This window comes from Paenibacillus suaedae (assembly GCF_032337355.1).
Taxonomy (GTDB): domain Bacteria; phylum Bacillota; class Bacilli; order Paenibacillales; family Paenibacillaceae; genus Paenibacillus_B; species Paenibacillus_B suaedae.
Genome location: NZ_JAVYAA010000001.1, coordinates 176,947 through 195,363, shown reverse-complemented (window position 1 = coordinate 195,363; position 18,417 = coordinate 176,947). Strand labels below are relative to the sequence as shown.

The following is an 18,417-nucleotide window of genomic DNA, read 5'->3' as shown; positions in this document are numbered from 1 at the left end:
GACGCTACTATTAAATTCGGGTGCCCCACATTCGTATGAGACATCTTTAAGAAAGACGCCTCCATCCCCACTTCTTCCGTGGAGTTGGAGGCGTCTTTGCATTTCTTATGAGTCTGACCCATTAGTTTCTACCTTTTTGGGACAGCCCTTCTATACGTTATTCCGCTTTTACTTTTTCACGTGTATCTTTGTGTATGCCTCGCATGGAGCTTATTGCGACTTCATTCGTGCCTTAGGTGACGCAGCTTGAGCATGTTGAATGGATTGACCAAATGCTTCTGCATAGCTCCATAATTCACCATGCGCTAAAATATGAATTCGCTCGCGCGCAATTCCCCGCTTCACCCGATCCGCTTCCAGCCGATCAAGTGCCTCCCGCGGTGTATCGTCAGCTAGCTTAAACGCTCCATAATGCATCGGGATCATCACTTTTGCCTTCACATCTTCAAATGCCTGCAATGCTTCCTCTGGGGTAACATGCTGCTGCGACATGAACCATTCCGGCTCGTATGCGCCAATCGGCAATAGGGCTACATCAATGTGAAAGCGCTGGCCGATAAGCTCAAACCCACGGAAATATCCGCTATCGCCCGCAAAGTATATCGTCTCACCTATGGTCTCCTGACTCGATTGATTCGCTGGAGAGCCTTCGCCTGTTGGCGTGCCGGCTGAATCCGAACCTCCGGATGTCTTTTTCGCTTGTGCAACGTGCTCAATAACATAGCCGCCCCAATGGGAACGATTCATATCTATCAACGTCCGACGCGTCCAGTGCTGTGCCGGTACAAACGTAATTTTCACCCGATCCGCCACGGTTATATGCTCCCACCAGGCCAGTTCATGTATAATGGAAAATCCTTTGCGTCTAAGCTTACTAAGCAGCCCGTCAGGTACAATCAGCATCGTGTTCGGCCCTACCAATCGCCGTAATGACCGTATATGCAGATGATCGTAATGAGAATGCGAGATGAGAACAACATCGACTGGGGGCATTTCCTCAATCGGAATACCTGGCGGAGCAAGCCTAGCTTGTGTCGCCATTCTTGCAGCCCATACCGGATCTGTGACAATGTTTAATCCACCTATTTGTAACAGGAAGGTCGAATGACCGATCCACGTTATCGTTGTCTCTGTTCGATTAGCGTTCAAACGAGCAATATCCGGCTTTACATTTGGTACGACATAGGAATAATCCTTCGTCTTTAATCGTTCTTTGCGCTCTGCTTGCCAACGCCGAAATTGATTCCATGCTTTAACCGTTGTCACATCGTCCATATTGACGTAATAGCGCTTCATAAGCACCACCTCATTTGCGAAAAATTCGGATCGAATGACAAGGGCTGCCCTGCTCCCTTGCAAAACGGGACGAATGACAAATACTGTCTCCTAATCTTTAGCATACCAGAACCTTGTCTCCATCACCAATTCGACTTCAGCTTCCTAACTGCGCGCCATCTGATGGCTGCCATCTTTAACACCTATCTCAATTCTTAATATCTTTCCATTTGAATGACGCCATTCACAGCTGCTGACGTCCTTCCATCCTATGCATGCTCTTCTGCTTTGGTCGAATCCCTCATTACTATGTATTACACAAAATGAGATGATCCAACCACCTTGCAGACTGCAGCCTAATCCCCTTCACCGAGCAATAATGAAATGCCTGACAGCTGCAAGCATGTTGCCTTCATTGTTCCCCACTCTCCGATAAGATACAATAGAAGCAAACCACACGCCAACGGAGGTGTATGTCAATGAACTTAATCACAATTGAACCGACGCCAAGTCCGAATTCCATGAAGCTCCACTTGGACGAAACATTGCCTGCCGGCATTCGCCGTACCTATTCAGAAGACAATCGACGCTCTGCTCCCCCGCTGATCGCTAGCTTGCTCGACATCGAGGGCGTGAAGAGCGTATTCCATACCGCTGATTTTATCGCGCTAGACCGCTTCCCGAACGCAGACTGGGCTCGTATCCTTGATGAGGTTCGCGGCCTGTTCGGACAATCGCAAGCAGAGAGCACCCAAGAGGAGGATCTGGCTTCTTGGACATCATTCGGTGAGGCACAGGTATATGTGCAATACTTCCGTAGCATCCCGATGCAAATTCGAGTGCAGGCAAATGGACAAGAAGAGCGCGTCGGTCTCTCCGATCGCTTTGTTCGTGCAGTAACGGAAGTAGCGAGCGCCACCCTAATCAAGGAACGCAAGCTCAGCGACTACGGAATTCGTTACGGAGAGCTTGCGGACATTGCACGCGAGGTTGAGCAGGAACTGGAGGCTGCCTACACCGAAGAACGTGTAGCTTCCCTTGTGCAGCAAGCCATCGCGAAGGGCCGCACAGACGAGCCATTTATTGAAGAGCGCCGGGAATGGTCAGAAGAAGAACTGAAGCAGCATCTGAATAATCCAGATTGGCGTGTTCGTTACGCAGCTCTGGATCGAATGGAACCGACGCCAGAACGGCTGGAACTCATTGCGAAGGCGCTTCATGATGAGCAGAGCCAGATGCGCCGCCTTGCTGTCGTGTATTTAGGAGAAATCAAAACCGATGAATGTATGCCGCTTCTCATTGAAGCGCTCAAGGACACTTCCGTTAGTGTTCGCCGTACAGCCGGAGATACGCTATCCGATATCGGTGATCCGATTGCGATCGAGCCGATGATCGAAGCTCTCCAAGATAAGAATAAGCTCGTGCGCTGGCGCGCAGCCCGCTTCCTCTATGAAGCTGGCGATGACCGTGCGCTGACAGCACTTGAGCACGCCGCTCAAGATCCCGAATTCGAGGTTGCCTTGCAAGCACGCATGGCAATTGAACGCATCCGTTCCGGTGAAGAAGCTGTCGGAACAGTCTGGCAGCAAATGGCCCGTCTGCGCGGGCAAGGCGATCAATCGTAAAAGGAAAACCAATAGAAAGAGCAGCAGTCCATGCGCAAGCAATGGGACGCTGCTCTTTTTTACGATCCTTTTTCATTTTGTAGAACTATCCATTTGATGCGCACCTATCTAAATTGCATGACACCATCTGTGTTTTTCGTGTCTATTCAACGTTCCCCACTATCATCAGAGCCGCCCTCGACGCAAGAAATCATCAGATCATAAATTTATTTCTATTTTTTTCATTTTTCCTATTGTATTAAGTGTATCAAGTGATATAATACACTATATACAAATGATACACCAAAGGAGGGAGCTCATTGAATGACGTGATGGTTGGCGGAATGCGATTCACGTTGGACTTAAGCAAACCACTCTACGAACAAGTACTTAATCAAATCCGAAGCTCCATCGCGAAAGGAGAAATCGCATTGGGTGAGAAAATTCCTTCGGTAAGGGAACTTGCGCAATCGCTCAAAATCACACCGAATACGGTCATGCGCGCTTACCAAGAGCTCGAACGGGATCAGCTCACAGAGACACGCCGAGGACAAGGAACGTTTATTACGTCGAACGCCGAGGCTGTGGTGAGTATACGAACCTCTTTGGCGGAAGAGGCGATACAGGAGTTTTTAACGAAAATGTACAGCATAGGATATACACTGGACGATATTCAACACCTATTAAATCATGAGGGAGGAAAGGAAGTATGAGTCAGTCCACAGCGATACGAGTCGAGAATATTACGAAACGCTACGGGAAGAAGCTCGCCCTCCACGACTTTTCTCTTGAAGTCCCAACAGGTAAGGTTGTCGGAATTCTAGGAGCGAATGGTGCAGGCAAGTCCACCTTGTTCCGTATGATCGCAGGCATGGTTCAACCAGAGCAAGGAACGGTTGAGGTGCTCGGGCGCAAGCCAAGCTGGGAGACGAACAAGGACATCGCTTATTTGCCTGACCGGGCGCGCTGGTTCGAAAAACATTCGGTCAAACAAGCACTGGATTGGGCAGAGCACCTATGGCCTGGCTTCGACCGGAAGCGGGCAGAGGAACTCATCTCCTTCATGAAATTACAGTCCGATATGCCTGTGCAGGGCATGTCCAAGGGACAAGAAGCAAGGCTTATGCTAAGCATGTGTATGGCACGGAATGTTCCTCTCCTCGTGCTGGATGAACCGTTCTCCGGTATCGATCTCATATCGCGAGAACGCATTATTTCAGCGATCATCGATAACTTGGCAGAACGTGAGCAGACCGTGTTAATCAGTACACATGAAATACACGAGGCGGAAAGCTTGTTCGACTATGTGGTTTTCATGGATAACGGTCAAGTGGTGCTGGAGGGCGACGTCGAGCAACTGCGCAGTGAACAAGGCTCGATGGAATCCGTCTACCGCACCCTATACCGCTAAGAGAGGAGAATACGGATGAATACAAGCACCTTTTTATTTTTAGTGAAAGATGAATTCCGCCGCAGAAACTCGGCCAAACACTCGAACAAATGGTGGATGTTCTATGTTGCAGCAGGCATCCTCATCGGACTCATTTTTGCAGCTGTATTTGCCGACAATCTTGATCCATACTCGATCATGTTTATGTCCTTCGGCTTCCCGTACATTACATTCATCATTGCATTTGGCATCGTTATACGGGAATGGAAAAACGGTACTGCCGGATGGTGGCTGACACTCCCTTATCCAAGGCGATCGCTTATCCTATCAAAGTATGCAGCTAGCATTTGTACAGCAGTTATCATGCATATTATCTTCTGGGTCGGTGCCCAGCTGTTCGTTGCCTATGCGTTAATCTTAAAAGGAAACTTCGATTTTCACAGTCTCGCCGCCTTCATGCAGACATCAGCGATCTGGTACGGCGTAATCATGATGGTCATTCCGTTCATGGCAGCTTTCGGTACGCTTACAGGAGTGGTCAGTCGTTCTCGCTTGAAGCCGTTAACGCCGATGCTGTGGATCATATACGGTCTTTCGGGGAATTCCCTGTTCTGGATCTTGGAATCACCACATATCAACAAGCTCCAAATTGCGCAGAATCCGAATGAGATATTTACCGTTCAGTCTCATGAATTCGGGTGGATTGCGCTCGGCATTATTCTCTTGTCTGGAATTCTCATAAGCGCAGCAACCGTTCTGATGAACAAACAAGTGGAGGGTTAACTCAAGGAGGTTCAATGAAGATGACATTGGCTATTGATGTATCGAATTTGCATAAAAAGTATGGAAATCACACCGCACTGAACAGTATTTCATTCCAAGTCCGTCCGGGAATATGCTTCGGCCTGCTTGGCCCGAACGGAGCTGGCAAATCGACGACGATGAAGATCATCTCCGGCATTCTCCAACCGAATAGTGGTGTGCTACGTGTATTTGGGATAGATGCCGTAAAAGAAGCCGCCAAGGTGCGGAACATAATCGGCTATGTCCCCCAAGGCATCACCTTGTATGAGAAGCTCAGTGCGTACGATAATTTGAAGTTTTTTGGAGAAATGTATGGCTTAAGAGGAAGCCAGTTGAAGGAACGCATCTCAACCGTACTAACACAGGTCGGGCTTCTGGATCGCGCTAAGGATGCCGTTGGCACCTTCTCTGGCGGCATGATGCGCCGCGTGAACATCGCTGCTGCACTCCTCCACCGTCCGAAACTGCTTGTGCTGGATGAACCTACAGTCGGCATTGACCCACAATCGCGCAATCATATCTTCGAGATGATTCGCAAGCTGAAGCAAGAAGGGGTATCCATCATCTACTCGACTCACTATATGGAAGAAGTCGAAACACTCTGCGAGGAACTCGCCATCATCGACCACGGCTCGGTCATTGCCCAAGGCGTCCTGCATGAACTGCTCGCGCAGCATGGCACGAATTCCGTATATGTCGAAGCGGATAAGCAGACTGCAATTTCCTTCGATTCGATTCCTGGCACAGTGACTGCCCATGAAGAGGGCTGGATTATTGATACCGACGATACGCTGACAACGATGAACCGCGTATCTGAACTTTGCCTGCAGCAGCAAGCGAAGGTTACTCGTCTCGAAATCGTGCAGCCTTCATTAGAAACGGTGTTCTTGAACTTAACCGGTACATCCCTGCGGGATGCGTAATAGGCGCTTTGGAGCGCAAAGTATTCGCAAGAGTACGATTCAAGGAGGAGAATTCGAATGATTACCAGCTTCACACGCAAGGAAATTCAATTGCTGCTCAAGGAAAAGGGAACCTTCTTCTGGCTCATCCTTATGCCTATCATCTTCATCGTGGTGTTTGCCTCTGTGTTCGGCAATATGGGGAACTCCAGCATCACGTTAAATTATGTCGATCAGGATAAGTCTCCTGCTTCGAAAGCGATTGTTGCATCGTTAGCCAAAGTGCAAGGTTTCCAACTGAAGGAAGACACAGAACGCACGCTTGATCAACAAATTACAAGTATACGTGATGGCAAGCAATCCTCCCTCCTGCTCATTCCGCAAGGATTTGAAGCCAGCATGAAATCAGGCAAAGGCTCTGCTGAAATGACACTCTATCGCGACGAGAACGACAACACCTCAACGGCTCCAATCAAAGCCGTGCTTGGACGAATCGTCGATGAGCAGCGTCAGGTAAGCGCTGCGGAGCAGCTTGCAGCCAAAGGAATTCAGGGCGAAGAGATGAAGCAAATCTTCACCCCGCCATTCGTAGTTAAGGAGCAGATGGAGAACGTTGTTCCTGTTGATATGGTTAGTCAAGTCGTTCCTGGTTATACCGTTATGTTCGTGTTCTTCATTATTATCTCGATGGTTCGCCGCTTCATTCGGGACAAAGAAAGCGGGATGACGGCGCGCCTGTGCAGCACACCAATGAAGCCGCTCAACTATTTAGTCGGCATGTGGGTTCCTTATATTATCGTTGTTCTCTTCCAAAGCGCGGTACTGCTGGCGTTCGGACACTTCGTTTATGGCATGCAGCTCGGTGATGTGCTCGCTATCGCATTAGTCGTCGCAGCACTTGGTATCTGTGTAACGGGTCTTGGCCTCTTCATCTCCCTTATCGCTAAGGGCGAGAATCAAGGGCTTGCCATTACCCAATTGATCGCGCTTGGCGGTGCGATGATTGGCGGACTGTGGTTCCCGCATGAAATGATGCCGAAGTTCATGCAGACGATCGGCCAATTGCTTCCTCAATATTGGGCGCAGGATGCACTGAAGCGCATCATTTCCCACGGCGCTCATGTACAGGATGTGTGGCTGAATGCAGTCATTCTGCTCGGTATCGGAATCGCTGCACTTGTACTCGCATGGGTACAATACCCACGCTTTATGAAGCAGTCGATCGGTTAAGTTTAGGTCAAATCGCGGGACAATCCTGAATTACTCGTAATAGCTTTTCCACTTATACAACAGCCCTATAAAGGCTGATTCTGTTAGGTACAGAGTACAGAGTCAGCCTTTTTATTGCCTCGAATACATCGGCATTACTGTCCATTATGGTATAATATATTCCATATGATAGGAGGTGCATTCATATTCTGACTCGAATAACACTCCTTCCCCTTGCCCTTCTCATTTAACAACAATGAAAGGTAGGTCTGTCATGATACATCTACGACGAAGATTCATTTCCATTATGCTACTCGGATGCATACTCCCTGCACTAGTCGGATGCACGAAAGAGACCACCATTTATAAGGCAGCAAGCCTGGATTGGGACGTGCAGCTTTCTCAACCAACAGATACGGAATCATTTACGCTGGATATGAAGTATCATGGACCAGAACAGCATATACAGGATTTATCATTCCGTCTCACAAATCCGGATTTTGAACGTTCTGATTCTATATCTGATCTTAACTCTTCACATTATGCCGCACATTACGAATACCGGATTAAAGGGTTAAAACAACTTCAAGAACCTATTCGTATTCGACTAGAATGGGATCATCAACAAGAAACTCTTACATTAGAAAAAGCTCTCCGTGAGTAACCCGGAGAGCTTCTGACATTTACAAATAGAATTAGTTCATTGCAGGCTCTGCTTCGCTTGCCAATTGCTCACGGACGAACTCTTCAATAGAGATAGTACGCTTCTCTATGCGCGCCTTCTCCGCCGCAAATGACATCATATGGCTTTGAACAGATATATCAGCGGATGTACGTCCTTGCAATGCACCGTCCGCTTCTACCAGCCTCAGGAAGTCCTTCACGAGACCTTGGTCACCGCCGCCATGTCCAACATGTCCGCCTGGTGCTTGCAGGCTGAGCAGCTCTCTAAAGCCATTTTTGAAATGAATGATTTCAATCTCATTCTTCTCCATGTGAGCACGAATTTCCCCAGTCGTTCCCATCAACTTCAACGTACGACCGGAGTCGTAAGTGAACGCCGTCATAGTGAATACCGCGGTTACCTCGTTCGCGAATTCCATGTTCACCACTTGATGGTCAACCACATCATTGTCGCAGTGGTATACGCAGCGGCCATATGGGCCTACCTTCAAGGCCTGAAGGCGAGATTCATAGCTCATATCATCCGCAATAACCGATGTCGGCCAGCCTATATCATCCGTCAAATACCACTTCGGCGCATAGTATGGGCACTCATCAGCGACAGGGCACCCATCCAAACAGCGCTTCGTTGCGCCTTCCGGCGCACCTTCTGGGCGGAAGTGCGACAATGTGCCGAAGGAAGAAATATGGGTACACTCGGCACCAGCAAGCCACAACAGGATGTCCATATCATGACAGGACTTTTGCAGAATCATTGGAGAGGACTGTGCCGAATTGCTCCAATTGCCGCGCACGAAGCTGTGCGCCTGATGCCAGTAAGCAACATTTTCATTATGCTGTATGGACATAAGGCGGCCGATTCTTCCCTCTTCCAACATCTGCTTGAGTGTAGCGAAGAAATTCGTGTAACGCAGTACATGACAGATTGAGAAGACAAGGCCTCTCTTCTTCGCTTCCTGCCCCATCTTAATACACTCTACTGGCTCTGGAGACATGGGCTTCTCCAGCATCACATGATAGCCTGCTCCTAGCGCTGCCATCGTAGGTTCATAGTGCATCTTATCTTGTGTACAAATAAACACAGCGTCAGCAAGCTTCGGCTGAGAGAATAATTCTTCCCAAGAGGAAAATTGGCGTTCTGCAGGAATGCCGTGCTTATCGGCAATACGCTGACGGCGGGCTGCACTCGGATCTGCCACAGCGACAACTTCCATCTCATACGAACGGCCAATCGCATAATCCGTATAGATTTCCCCGCGTTGACCGGCTCCAAGCAATGCTACAGTAACCTTCTTCATTTCCCATGCCTCCCTAAATGTCTGTCTCTATTGGTTCGTATTTGCTTCGTATAGATGTTTCCCAACTTGCACTCTCTTTTCATCCATCTTATACCATGCAAGAAACCGCTTGCAAGGAGTAAAATTCCTTTTTTAAAAATATTTTTGGATGATTCAGCTCAAATGTTTAAATTCGTACACAAACTTCATGGATCAGATTTCTACTTTTTAACATTGAACTTACCGCTTCGTTTCATTTATACTTAGCAAATATAAGTAACAATGATGGCTTGGCCATCTTCATAGTGCAACAAATCCTCATCCTATTCCACGATGAGGTAGAGGTTGCGGTTGTTAAGAGTACATTCGCGGAGGCTGGAAGAAGCCAATGATTCGAATGGGAAGGAATAACCGCCGAAGTTCGCGTAACCCGCTTCCGGGACGCGTGCTGGGGTCGCTGTCGAATAGGCACGACACTGTCATACGCAGATTACCCGTCTACGCATGATGCGCTATCTTCAAGGAAGGGTATGATGGGGACGGTCAAACCGTTTGAACGTATACGCTTCAGCGGTTTTTTTATGTTCTCCGCTCCTTTCCGGTAATACTAAGATTAGAACAGGAGTGAGCAACATGAGTAAGCAACACAACGAGCAAGGGCTTCGCAGAAGCCTGAAGACACGCCACCTCACCATGATTGCGCTTGGCGGCTCCATTGGTACTGGATTGTTCCTTGCCAGCGGCGGCGCCATTGCACAGGCTGGGCCTGGAGGTGCGCTTCTCGCATATGCTGCAGTCGGCATCATGGTATATTTCTTAATGACAAGTCTTGGCGAGCTGGCGACCTACATGCCGGATTCCGGCTCATTCAGCACATATGCTTCGCGATTCGTAGATCCTGCATTCGGATTCGCGCTTGGCTGGAACTTCTGGTTCAACTGGGCAATCACGATCGCATCGGAATTAGTCGCAGCTACGCTTATCATTAAATATTGGTTCCCGGACAGCAACTCTTTCATATGGAGCTTCCTGTTCTTGAGCATCATCTTTTTGTTGAATTTTATCTCTGTTAAAGGGTACGGAGAGTCTGAGTATTGGTTCGCAATTATTAAAATCTCAACCGTCATCATCTTCCTAGTTACAGGTGTATTGATGATATTCGGCATCATCGGCGGAGAACGTATCGGATTTGAGAACTTCCATATCGGAGATGCGCCATTCCATGGCGGATTCTTTGCGATTCTTGGTGTATTTATGGTTGCTGGGTACTCGTTCCAAGGTACGGAGCTTGTCGGTGTTGCCGCCGGCGAAAGCGAAAATCCAAGCGAGAGTGTACCGCGAGCGATTCGCCAAGTATTCTGGCGCATTTTGCTTTTCTATGTTCTGGCGATATTCGTTATCGCAATGATCATTCCATATACACATCCAAGCTTGCTATCGAGCGAGGTTAATAATATTAATGCGAGCCCATTCACGCTCGTATTCGAAAAGGCCGGCTTCGCATTCGCCGCTTCAGTTATGAATGCAGTCATCTTGTCCTCCGTGCTGTCCGCGGGTAACTCTGGCATGTACGCCTCAACACGCGTGCTCTGGGTGCTTGCGAAGGAAGGCAAGGCGCCGAAGTTCCTTGGCAAGCTGAACAAGCGCGGCGTACCGGTCAATGCGCTTATTATGACCAGCATCATCGGCATGATGGCATTCCTAGCCAGCTTTTTCGGAGATGGGATTGTCTATACGTGGCTGCTGAGTGCATCCGGCATGTGTGGATTCATTGCTTGGCTAGGCATTGCAGTCAGTCATTACCGATTCCGACGAGCATTCAACAAGCAAGGCCATGACCTGAAGGAGCTGCCTTATCGTGCCCGCTTCTTCCCGTTCGGCCCGATATTCGCCTTCGTGCTCTGTATGTTCGTCGTGCTTGGCCAGAATTATCAAGCCTTCCTCGGAGAAGCGATCGACTGGCAAGGGCTGTTGATGACCTACATTGGTCTTCCGCTCTTCCTGATCATATGGTTCGGCTACAAGTTCAAGCATCGGACGAAGGTCATTCCACTTGAAGAATGCAAGTTCGATCATAAATAATCAATCTCTATATTGTCTATGAAGTAAATAAAATAAGGCCCTGCTTCACGCATTTAGTTGCGTAAAGCAGGGCCTTTGTTACGTGGTTCCATCGCTTTTTCCGGGTAGTGGAACTCCTGTATTCATTCCTCTGGATTCATTCGTGATGTGAATTCCTAATGTGAGTTCCGAATTCCCACACCAGCTCTTATGCTGATGTTCTGTCCCCTTATTTCTGAAGCTGAATATCGACAAGTAGGTCATCACTGTTATTCAACGTCGATACTCTGTATTCGAACGGAGTAGACAATCCTAGCTTGTCCATCATATCATGCAGGTCAGCACGCAGCTCCAGCTCGTTGCCTATATAGCGAATCTGGAACTGCACCCGGTTCGCCTTCTGTGCAGACCGATAGCGTTCTACTAGTCCCTTCACGTCCTTGACCTGCCGTTCTGGAAGCAGTACATCCGGACTCCAACCGTGCTCCAACTCAGTAACGAATGAGCGCAAGCTCTTATCCGTCCCTTGGCGCATCTGATTCAAGACATGCTCATAAGGGTCGTTCGCCTTCGGAAGCTCCGTACTTTCCTCCCAATCATGATCGGTTCTCATCTCCGCATCGGTGCGCATATAGTACGTGTAGCGCACTTGCTTGCCTCGATCCGGAAGCGGGTCGTCCCATGTCGCATCAACATGATACCATTTTCCATCCAGTTCAATCAGGTTCCAAGCATGGAGCAATCCGCCCGCCTTACCCTCGACAACCTTGGATGGAATGTTCGCCTCTTCCAGCATAGCCTGCATGAGCAGCGCATATCCTTGGCATACGGTTGTACCTTCCGTTAGCGCCTCATAGGCAGTAAATTTCGTCATACCCTCGTCATAGGTCACGTGACTGACAATATAATCATGAATTGCTTTTACTTTGAGATGAGGGGATTGTCCTAGACTCGTTATATTTCTTACGATTTCCTTGGCTTGCTCCCTTACATATTGTGACTGTTCGTACGTCTCACGGTAGTCCACATACACATTGACGACTGCAGAATCCGTACTACCTTTCCATTGATAGGAGTACTTGCTGATGTTATACCGAATGAACGGATCCGAGTATAATGCTGCCGACAAGGACTTTCCTGCCATCTCTGTTAAGGATTTCGTGTCACCTTCGTATCGAAATGAAATGGCCGCTTCTCTGCGAGTGAATTGCTCGCTCAGCCATTGTTTCATCTCTGATTGACTATGCAGCTTTATCATAGATGAGCGCGCCTCTACCGTAGGCCATAAAGCGAAGCCAACCATGATTCCTAACAGAACACTTCCCAACATCAGCATTCGGAATATAGAGACTCTAGGGAATCGAATCCATCTCCTCGCTCGCCTCTGCCTCGCTCGTTGTAGGCGCGATGGAGTCTGTGAATCGATGTACATGCCTTCACCACCTTCGCAACAGCGGAGAACATCCGCCTATGTGTGCTAGGTAGCGTAACATAGCGCTATCGCAAATACTGTCTAGTTATAGCATGCCCATCGCAAGTGTGGATTCGCTGCCTTTCTGTCGTGCTCGACATGCTGCGGCAGCAAGAGCCGGGAATTGCATCGTATTCCGAAGGATTGTAGCGATTCGAACATGAGGAATATGACGAGGGGTAGCGAACCGATGCAGCATTTGCCTATAAAAAATATAAAAAAGTTATTCTCAGTAACGAAAACATACAAGCCCACCTCTCCCCAGAAGGTCAAGCCTTAGAGGGAAGAGATGGGCTTGCTTATCCCTATATATCCAATTGGCGCTTGAAGAATGGAATCACTTCCGACCAGAAGCGTGAATCCGTCTCCGAACAGCTATGCCCATTCGTATCAACAAAGAGATGCGACTGCTCATACGGTAAGCGTTCAACAAGCTGCTCAAGCTCACTAGGGGGAATAAATCCATCTAGTCGAGAATGAACCATGTAGATGGGGTTCCTGCCTGCCGTCCGCACATGATGGTCGGCTAAGATTTGACCTACATCCAAGCCGTCATATACTGCAACCGGAATGCGGGAGCGATAAAGCCATATACGAGGTATAACCACTGCCAGCGGAAATGCCGGCAGCTTGCGCCGTCTAAGCTCAGCTTCCACCATGGACAGTGGGCGGGATGGCATGGAATCCGTTACAATTGCCCTTACGTTCAGCCCTTCCTCAAGAGCTAAAACCGCACCGAAGGCACCCAAGGAATGGCCGAGGACTGCAATCCGATCCGGATCTACATCCGGCCGTTGACGTACGTAGCGGACTGCGGCTAGCATATCATCACGGAATAACAGCGCCGATGGTGCCTTTACGGCCCCGCTCTCTCCGTGACTTGTCACGTCATAGACCAATACATTGAAACCTGCATCTACCAGCGGGATCGCATACCTCATCACCCTCGCTCGGTTCGATCCCCATCCGTGCGAGATTACGATAACCGGCGCCCGCTTCGCAGGGGAGTTCCCTCTGCCCCATATGAACCATCCTTGCAGGGATGCAGTCCCTTCGAACACCACTCGTTCGAAGGGGCGTTCCGGTTCCTTATGTATCGGTATCGGACGCGGGGACTGACTCTTCACTGCTAGCATCCAAGTACCGCTTGCGGCACTGCCGGCAAGCACGAGTGTGCCTATTCCATATGTCCACAGCATAGCCATAGGATTCGCCTCTCTTTACACCATTACCGTAGAATTGATTCGAATTTGGATGTATGTATATCATTTACGCAATCGCATGATTTCACACCCATTCCACGCTCTGTGGATTTCTGGTCATCGCCGAACGGGATCAAGCTTGCGAACCGCTTCAACGAACTGAATTGCATTTGCAGTGAGGGCTTCATCATTGCCCGTATTCATATATTCCTTGGGAAGAAGCTTGGAACCAAGCCCGAATGCAGATGCTCCTGCAGTTCCGTATGCGGATATCGTATGCAAGTCGACTCCTCCCGTTGCAATGATCGGAATGTGATCAAGAGGACCTCGGATCTCTCGGATATATTCGGGCCCCAATGTACCAAGCGGGAACAGCTTGACGGCCTTCGCCCCTGCCTTCCACGCCCGTACAATCTCAGTAGGCGTTAGTACTCCAGGCCATACATCGATTCCACGCTCAGCTGCATATGCGATGACTTCCTCATCCAAATTCGGAGAGATGAGGAACTGCGCTCCGCATTCCAATGCTTCACGAGCCGAGGCCAAATCAATCACTGTGCCTGCACCGATATAGGCCCGTCCTGCAAATCTCTCACGCCAATGGGAGATAATCGCTGTGGCTTGCTCTGTATTCATCGTCACTTCCATGAATCGAATGCCCCCTGCCACCAACGCCTCTGCCGCTCTATTAGCAAGTTCTCCTGTATAGCCGCGGAATATTGCGACAATGCGCTCTTGGAGCATTCGCTCGGTGATATCAGCACCGTAGGGGAAATTCTGAATATCTCGATCCGACATCGTCACTCGTTCCTCCCGATTCTTTTCTCTCTCTTCTCTTTCTAGTTGATCTTATACCGACACGTGTCCGAGCTTCTCTGCACGGCTTTTCGCAAAGGCTGCACTTCCAATAACGCCTCCGTCATCAATCAGCTCGCCCTGGCGTATCGTCAAACGCTCCAAATAACCGTGATATACATAACGCTTCAAGGTGTCTCGTACAGGCTTCATAATACGTTCGCCCGCGAGTGCACCGCCGCCGCCGATTACAATCATATCCGGGCTGAGCAGCGAGATGGAATATGCCAAGCCCTTGCCCAGCACCTGTCCTGTATGCGTCATTATCTCGATTGCGAGCTCATCGCCCTTATCGTAAGCCTGCGAGACGTGAGTTGCGGTCAGTTCACCGCGCTCATATGGTGTGCGCAGCAAGCTCTCGCGCCCCTGCTCAAGCGCTTCCTTCGCTTGTCGCGCAATGCCCGTGGCGGATACAACCGTCTCTAGGCAGCCCGTCAAGCCGCAACCGCATGGCGTCGTCTCGCCATCAATCGCTACATGCCCCAATTCGCCTGCCATGAACCCACTTCCATAGTGAAGCTCTCCATTGACAACCGTCGCAGCCGCAAGCCCCGTACCAATCGTGACCCCGTGTACAACTCCTGCACCGCGTCCTGCACCGCTCATCGCCTCACCAAATACATACATACGCACATCATTATCAATAAAAACTGGTACGCCTACCTTAGCGCCAAGTCGACCAGATACATCTACGTTGTCCCACTTCAAGTTGGATGCAAACACACATACGCCGCGCACTGGATCAATGAAGCCCGGAATCCCAGCTCCAACCGCTATAAGAAGACTGCGATCCACCCCTGCCGTGACGAACAGTTCATCAACCATATCAGACATTTTATTCAATACATGCTCTACACCAAGATCAACCTCTGTCGGCCGCTTTACCTTGGCTATCAGCTCATATTGCTCATTGACCAACCCACATACAATATTCGTTCCGCCCAGATCAATCCCAACCATATACTGCACCATTGATTGCTCTCCTCGCCTTCCCATTCTTTCTATTTGTTTTTTTGTAACTGCTTACATCACCAAATATACTCATATGTCGTATTTCGATTATAGCATGATGCCTTCCATCATTTGTGTGAAGATATCCTTTCATTTGATCATGGTTCACACGTATATGTTCACATCGTACAATTCGTGATTCGAACCTGTCAATGCTCGCTTGCATCTCCTTCCATCGTCATAATTTCGCCTTGAAATCGCCTTAATATTGGAAGCGAAATGACAGACGAGCGGCTGTGAAATCGATATAATAGAAACTGTGATCCTTATCACACTGCCGGGTAGGAAGACCAATGATTCAGGCTAGACGATCGATAACTGTCTTGCTTGATGGCAACGCTTATAAAGAGGTGTATATCCATGACGTATGTAGATATCAGTTCAATCTCGCCACAATTGTTCGTAACGATCCTATTTTTCCTGCTCATCGTCTGTCCGCTGCTTAGTCTTGGCGTTGTGCGCTTATTCCAGCAGCGAATCAAGGTAGGGATAACGTATATTGCATCGGCGCTTGTCTCTTACGTTATCTTTCTCATTGTGGCAGACTTCGTACACCGAACATGGAGCTAGAGACAGAGCTCATTCCATGTGTCTACCTGTTCGAATTCGGCGCTCTTACACCATACAAAAAGACCGTTCCAAAGCAGTCTAGCTGCTTCAGAACGGTCTTCTCTTTTTTACTATTCGGATGATTCTCCTATAACGTTAGCCCGCTTCTTGCTGACACGGTATGTCCGGCTCACTTCGTATAACTTACGAATTCGCGCCTTCGCCTTCTTTCTTCTCTGTGCCAGTTACTTGCATTCCTGCCTCTTTGTAGAATTCAGACTTCTTCGTATTGAACGATTTCGTATAGTCATTGAACTGGATCTTCAACTGCTCAACCTGGCGATAAGCCTCATTGCGATCAGATACAGCCTTCGTTATTGTCTTCAGCTTCGTATCCTTCTGCTTCAGCTCGTTATACAAGGCTTGCTCTTGCTGAATCCATTTCCCATACTTCTCGTACATGGAAGTGAAGGTTTCGTAGCGCTTCACATAAGCGTTATATGCCTCTGTTGCTTGCTTCTTCAAGCCTTCTTCCTTCAAATTGCTGATTGCGCCGTCGAGCTCGCCCATCTTCTTGCGAGCGTCGTCCAGCATGCTCTTCAGTTGATCCATTGCCTGTGTCCGCTCTTCAAGCGACTTGCTCGAATTGTCGATCAGCGTCTGTACATTGCGATTGTCCTGCTTGCCCTGAGACAGGATGTTGTTGTATTGCTTGCTGTCCTTCGCTTCCAGCGTGCTTAGCGTCTTCACCGCTTCAGCAACGTCCACTTCCGCTGCGGATGCTTTCTCGAAGCCTTCAAATATTTGTGTCGTCGGTGCAGCGCCGCATCCAGTCAAGCCAATAAGCAGAACGGATGCCAACGCGACAGCGGCGGTTAGCTTTTTCCAACTAGCCAATGTGTTAACCTCCTATCCCTATGCTACAATCGTTTGTCGTGATGGAAATTGCATACGAAATGCGCATTCGGGTCGTACACTTCGAACTCGTAGCCCTTGCTTTGAATGTAATCAATAATGGCTGGCAATGCATCTAAGGTCTGCTGACGATCATGAAGCAAAATAACTTCAACATCTTCCGTCAGACCTGCCTTTACTTGCTCTAGTACTCGATTTGGTTGACCGATATATTTCCAATCCCAGGAATCGAGCGTCCAATCCCACATTTTAAACCCTGCATCTGCGATATCCTTACGGAATGACTCACCAATTTGCGGAGCACTGCCATATGGGGCACGAATCATCGTAGGCTTGAAGCCTGTCAATTCTTCAACGATTCCCTGCGCTTCCTTGAATTCATTAATGAAGTTCTGGGAGCCGCCGCTCTTGTACAACTTCGCATAATCATGTGTCATACTGTGAAGTCCTGGGTAATGTCCATCTTTCATCATGCGCTTCACGGCATCCGGGTATTGTCTCATGTTATCGCCAAGCATAAAATAAGTAGCTTTAATATTATGCTTATCCAATAAGTCCATCATATCATTGGAATATTTGCTCGGCCCGTCGTCAAATGTCAAGTAAGCGACCTTGCGCGTTAAGCCGTTATACTCCTTCGGTGATTCCTTCTCTTGCGATACTTGTGCTGCTGTTCCAAATGGAACGACTTCTGTCACGATCAATTCGCTGCCAGATGCTGAGTCTGATCCGAGCAAGCTCTTCGCTCCAGCGTATATTCCGACGCCGACGGCGACAAGAAGCATGAGCAATACGGTGCGTCCAATTAACTTTTTGCGTTTTTTACGGCGACGGTTGCCGGCCGACACCACACCTCGATCCATCATTATCCTTATCCACTTCCTTCTAGCGACTTGTTTCGACAACTACTATAATATAAATCTACCATTAGGGCATTACAGAAACATTACAACTCACTATATTTTATCAAAAAATAGAGACAATGTTGTTACCATTTCAAGAAAATGGTTACAAGACTATGAAAAAGTTAACAAAAAGGCCCTCTGACCACGAAGAATCGGTACAGAGGGCCTATCTATGACAATGAAGCATATGCTCATATAGGCCATACGACCCTCCTAAGCCGCTTCATTTTACAAGTATGATGTCGCTGTTTACGGTTCAACACCATTTGCTATTGTTTGACTCAATTCGAAGTCCCACAGTAA

At 48.6% G+C, this 18,417-nt stretch carries 17 protein-coding genes and 1 riboswitch; of the genes, 9 read left to right on the top strand and 8 right to left on the bottom strand.

Translation table 11 applies throughout. From position 1 onward, the window contains the following. Positions 1 to 210: 210 nt before the first annotated feature. Positions 211 to 1,296 carry an MBL fold metallo-hydrolase gene (locus RQP50_RS00895; RefSeq protein WP_072727465.1) on the bottom strand — a complete coding sequence of 362 codons (1,086 nt, stop codon included), beginning with the start codon at positions 1,294 to 1,296 and terminating at the stop codon, positions 211 to 213. Positions 1,297 to 1,754: 458 nt separating this feature from the next. On the opposite strand from RQP50_RS00895, the gene RQP50_RS00890 reads away from it, so the two are divergent. From RQP50_RS00890 to RQP50_RS00860, 7 genes are all read left to right on the top strand, one after another. Then, positions 1,755 to 2,900, top strand: a complete 1,146-nt coding sequence (locus RQP50_RS00890) for a virulence factor (RefSeq protein ID WP_072727466.1) — start codon at positions 1,755 to 1,757, stop codon at positions 2,898 to 2,900. Between the two features lie 299 nt (positions 2,901 to 3,199). Then, positions 3,200 to 3,592, top strand: a complete 393-nt coding sequence (locus RQP50_RS00885; RefSeq protein ID WP_065293918.1) for a GntR family transcriptional regulator — start codon at positions 3,200 to 3,202, stop codon at positions 3,590 to 3,592. Then, the gene (locus RQP50_RS00880; protein ID WP_072727467.1) at positions 3,589 to 4,290 is read left to right on the top strand and encodes an ABC transporter ATP-binding protein; all 702 of its coding nucleotides are present in this window, start codon (positions 3,589 to 3,591) and stop codon (positions 4,288 to 4,290) included. The genes RQP50_RS00885 and RQP50_RS00880 overlap by 4 nt, the downstream gene beginning before the upstream one ends. 15 nt (positions 4,291 to 4,305) lie before the next feature. Further along, positions 4,306 to 5,052 carry an ABC transporter permease subunit gene (locus RQP50_RS00875; RefSeq protein ID WP_315742512.1) on the top strand — a complete coding sequence of 249 codons (747 nt, stop codon included), beginning with the start codon at positions 4,306 to 4,308 and terminating at the stop codon, positions 5,050 to 5,052. A 20-nt stretch (positions 5,053 to 5,072) separates the two neighbouring features. Beyond that, positions 5,073 to 5,996 carry an ABC transporter ATP-binding protein gene (locus RQP50_RS00870; protein ID WP_315742510.1) on the top strand — a complete coding sequence of 308 codons (924 nt, stop codon included), beginning with the start codon at positions 5,073 to 5,075 and terminating at the stop codon, positions 5,994 to 5,996. Between the two features lie 57 nt (positions 5,997 to 6,053). Further along, positions 6,054 to 7,205: an ABC transporter permease gene (locus RQP50_RS00865; RefSeq protein WP_315742508.1), complete on the top strand. Its 1,152-nt coding sequence runs from the start codon at positions 6,054 to 6,056 to the stop codon at positions 7,203 to 7,205. Positions 7,206 to 7,458: 253 nt separating this feature from the next. Then, on the top strand, positions 7,459 to 7,848 hold the full coding sequence (locus RQP50_RS00860; protein ID WP_072727471.1) for a hypothetical protein: 390 nt from the start codon (positions 7,459 to 7,461) through the stop codon (positions 7,846 to 7,848). Positions 7,849 to 7,879: 31 nt separating this feature from the next. On the opposite strand, the gene RQP50_RS00855 is transcribed toward RQP50_RS00860, so the two are convergent. After that, on the bottom strand, positions 7,880 to 9,166 hold the full coding sequence (locus tag RQP50_RS00855; RefSeq protein ID WP_072727472.1) for a Gfo/Idh/MocA family protein: 1,287 nt from the start codon (positions 9,164 to 9,166) through the stop codon (positions 7,880 to 7,882). A 310-nt stretch (positions 9,167 to 9,476) separates the two neighbouring features. Further along, a riboswitch (Lysine riboswitch) is annotated at positions 9,477 to 9,668 on the top strand. A gap of 110 nt (positions 9,669 to 9,778) precedes the next feature. Between RQP50_RS00855 and RQP50_RS00850 the strand changes: the two genes are divergently transcribed. After that, positions 9,779 to 11,227: an amino acid permease gene (locus RQP50_RS00850; RefSeq protein WP_315742505.1), complete on the top strand. Its 1,449-nt coding sequence runs from the start codon at positions 9,779 to 9,781 to the stop codon at positions 11,225 to 11,227. Between the two features lie 208 nt (positions 11,228 to 11,435). On the opposite strand, the gene RQP50_RS00845 is transcribed toward RQP50_RS00850, so the two are convergent. From RQP50_RS00845 to RQP50_RS00830, 4 genes are all read right to left on the bottom strand, one after another. Next, positions 11,436 to 12,638: a transglutaminase domain-containing protein gene (locus RQP50_RS00845; RefSeq protein WP_315742503.1), complete on the bottom strand. Its 1,203-nt coding sequence runs from the start codon at positions 12,636 to 12,638 to the stop codon at positions 11,436 to 11,438. 344 nt (positions 12,639 to 12,982) lie between these two features. After that, entirely contained in the window at positions 12,983 to 13,882 is a 900-nt protein-coding gene (locus tag RQP50_RS00840) for an alpha/beta hydrolase (protein ID WP_315742501.1), read from the bottom strand. A 114-nt stretch (positions 13,883 to 13,996) separates the two neighbouring features. Next, entirely contained in the window at positions 13,997 to 14,677 is a 681-nt protein-coding gene (locus tag RQP50_RS00835; protein WP_315742499.1) for a bifunctional 4-hydroxy-2-oxoglutarate aldolase/2-dehydro-3-deoxy-phosphogluconate aldolase, read from the bottom strand. A gap of 51 nt (positions 14,678 to 14,728) precedes the next feature. Further along, entirely contained in the window at positions 14,729 to 15,703 is a 975-nt protein-coding gene (locus RQP50_RS00830; RefSeq protein ID WP_315744508.1) for an ROK family protein, read from the bottom strand. 402 nt (positions 15,704 to 16,105) lie between these two features. On the opposite strand from RQP50_RS00830, the gene RQP50_RS00825 reads away from it, so the two are divergent. Further along, positions 16,106 to 16,315 (top strand): hypothetical protein, encoded by a 210-nt coding sequence (locus RQP50_RS00825; RefSeq protein ID WP_021254746.1) that lies wholly within the window; start codon positions 16,106 to 16,108, stop codon positions 16,313 to 16,315. A gap of 183 nt (positions 16,316 to 16,498) precedes the next feature. Here RQP50_RS00825 and RQP50_RS00820 read toward each other — a convergent pair whose 3' ends face one another. Continuing rightward, positions 16,499 to 17,191 carry a YkyA family protein gene (locus RQP50_RS00820; protein ID WP_072727478.1) on the bottom strand — a complete coding sequence of 231 codons (693 nt, stop codon included), beginning with the start codon at positions 17,189 to 17,191 and terminating at the stop codon, positions 16,499 to 16,501. 23 nt (positions 17,192 to 17,214) lie between these two features. Next, entirely contained in the window at positions 17,215 to 18,075 is an 861-nt protein-coding gene (locus RQP50_RS00815; protein ID WP_021254750.1) for a polysaccharide deacetylase family protein, read from the bottom strand. Positions 18,076 to 18,417 lie beyond the last annotated feature (342 nt).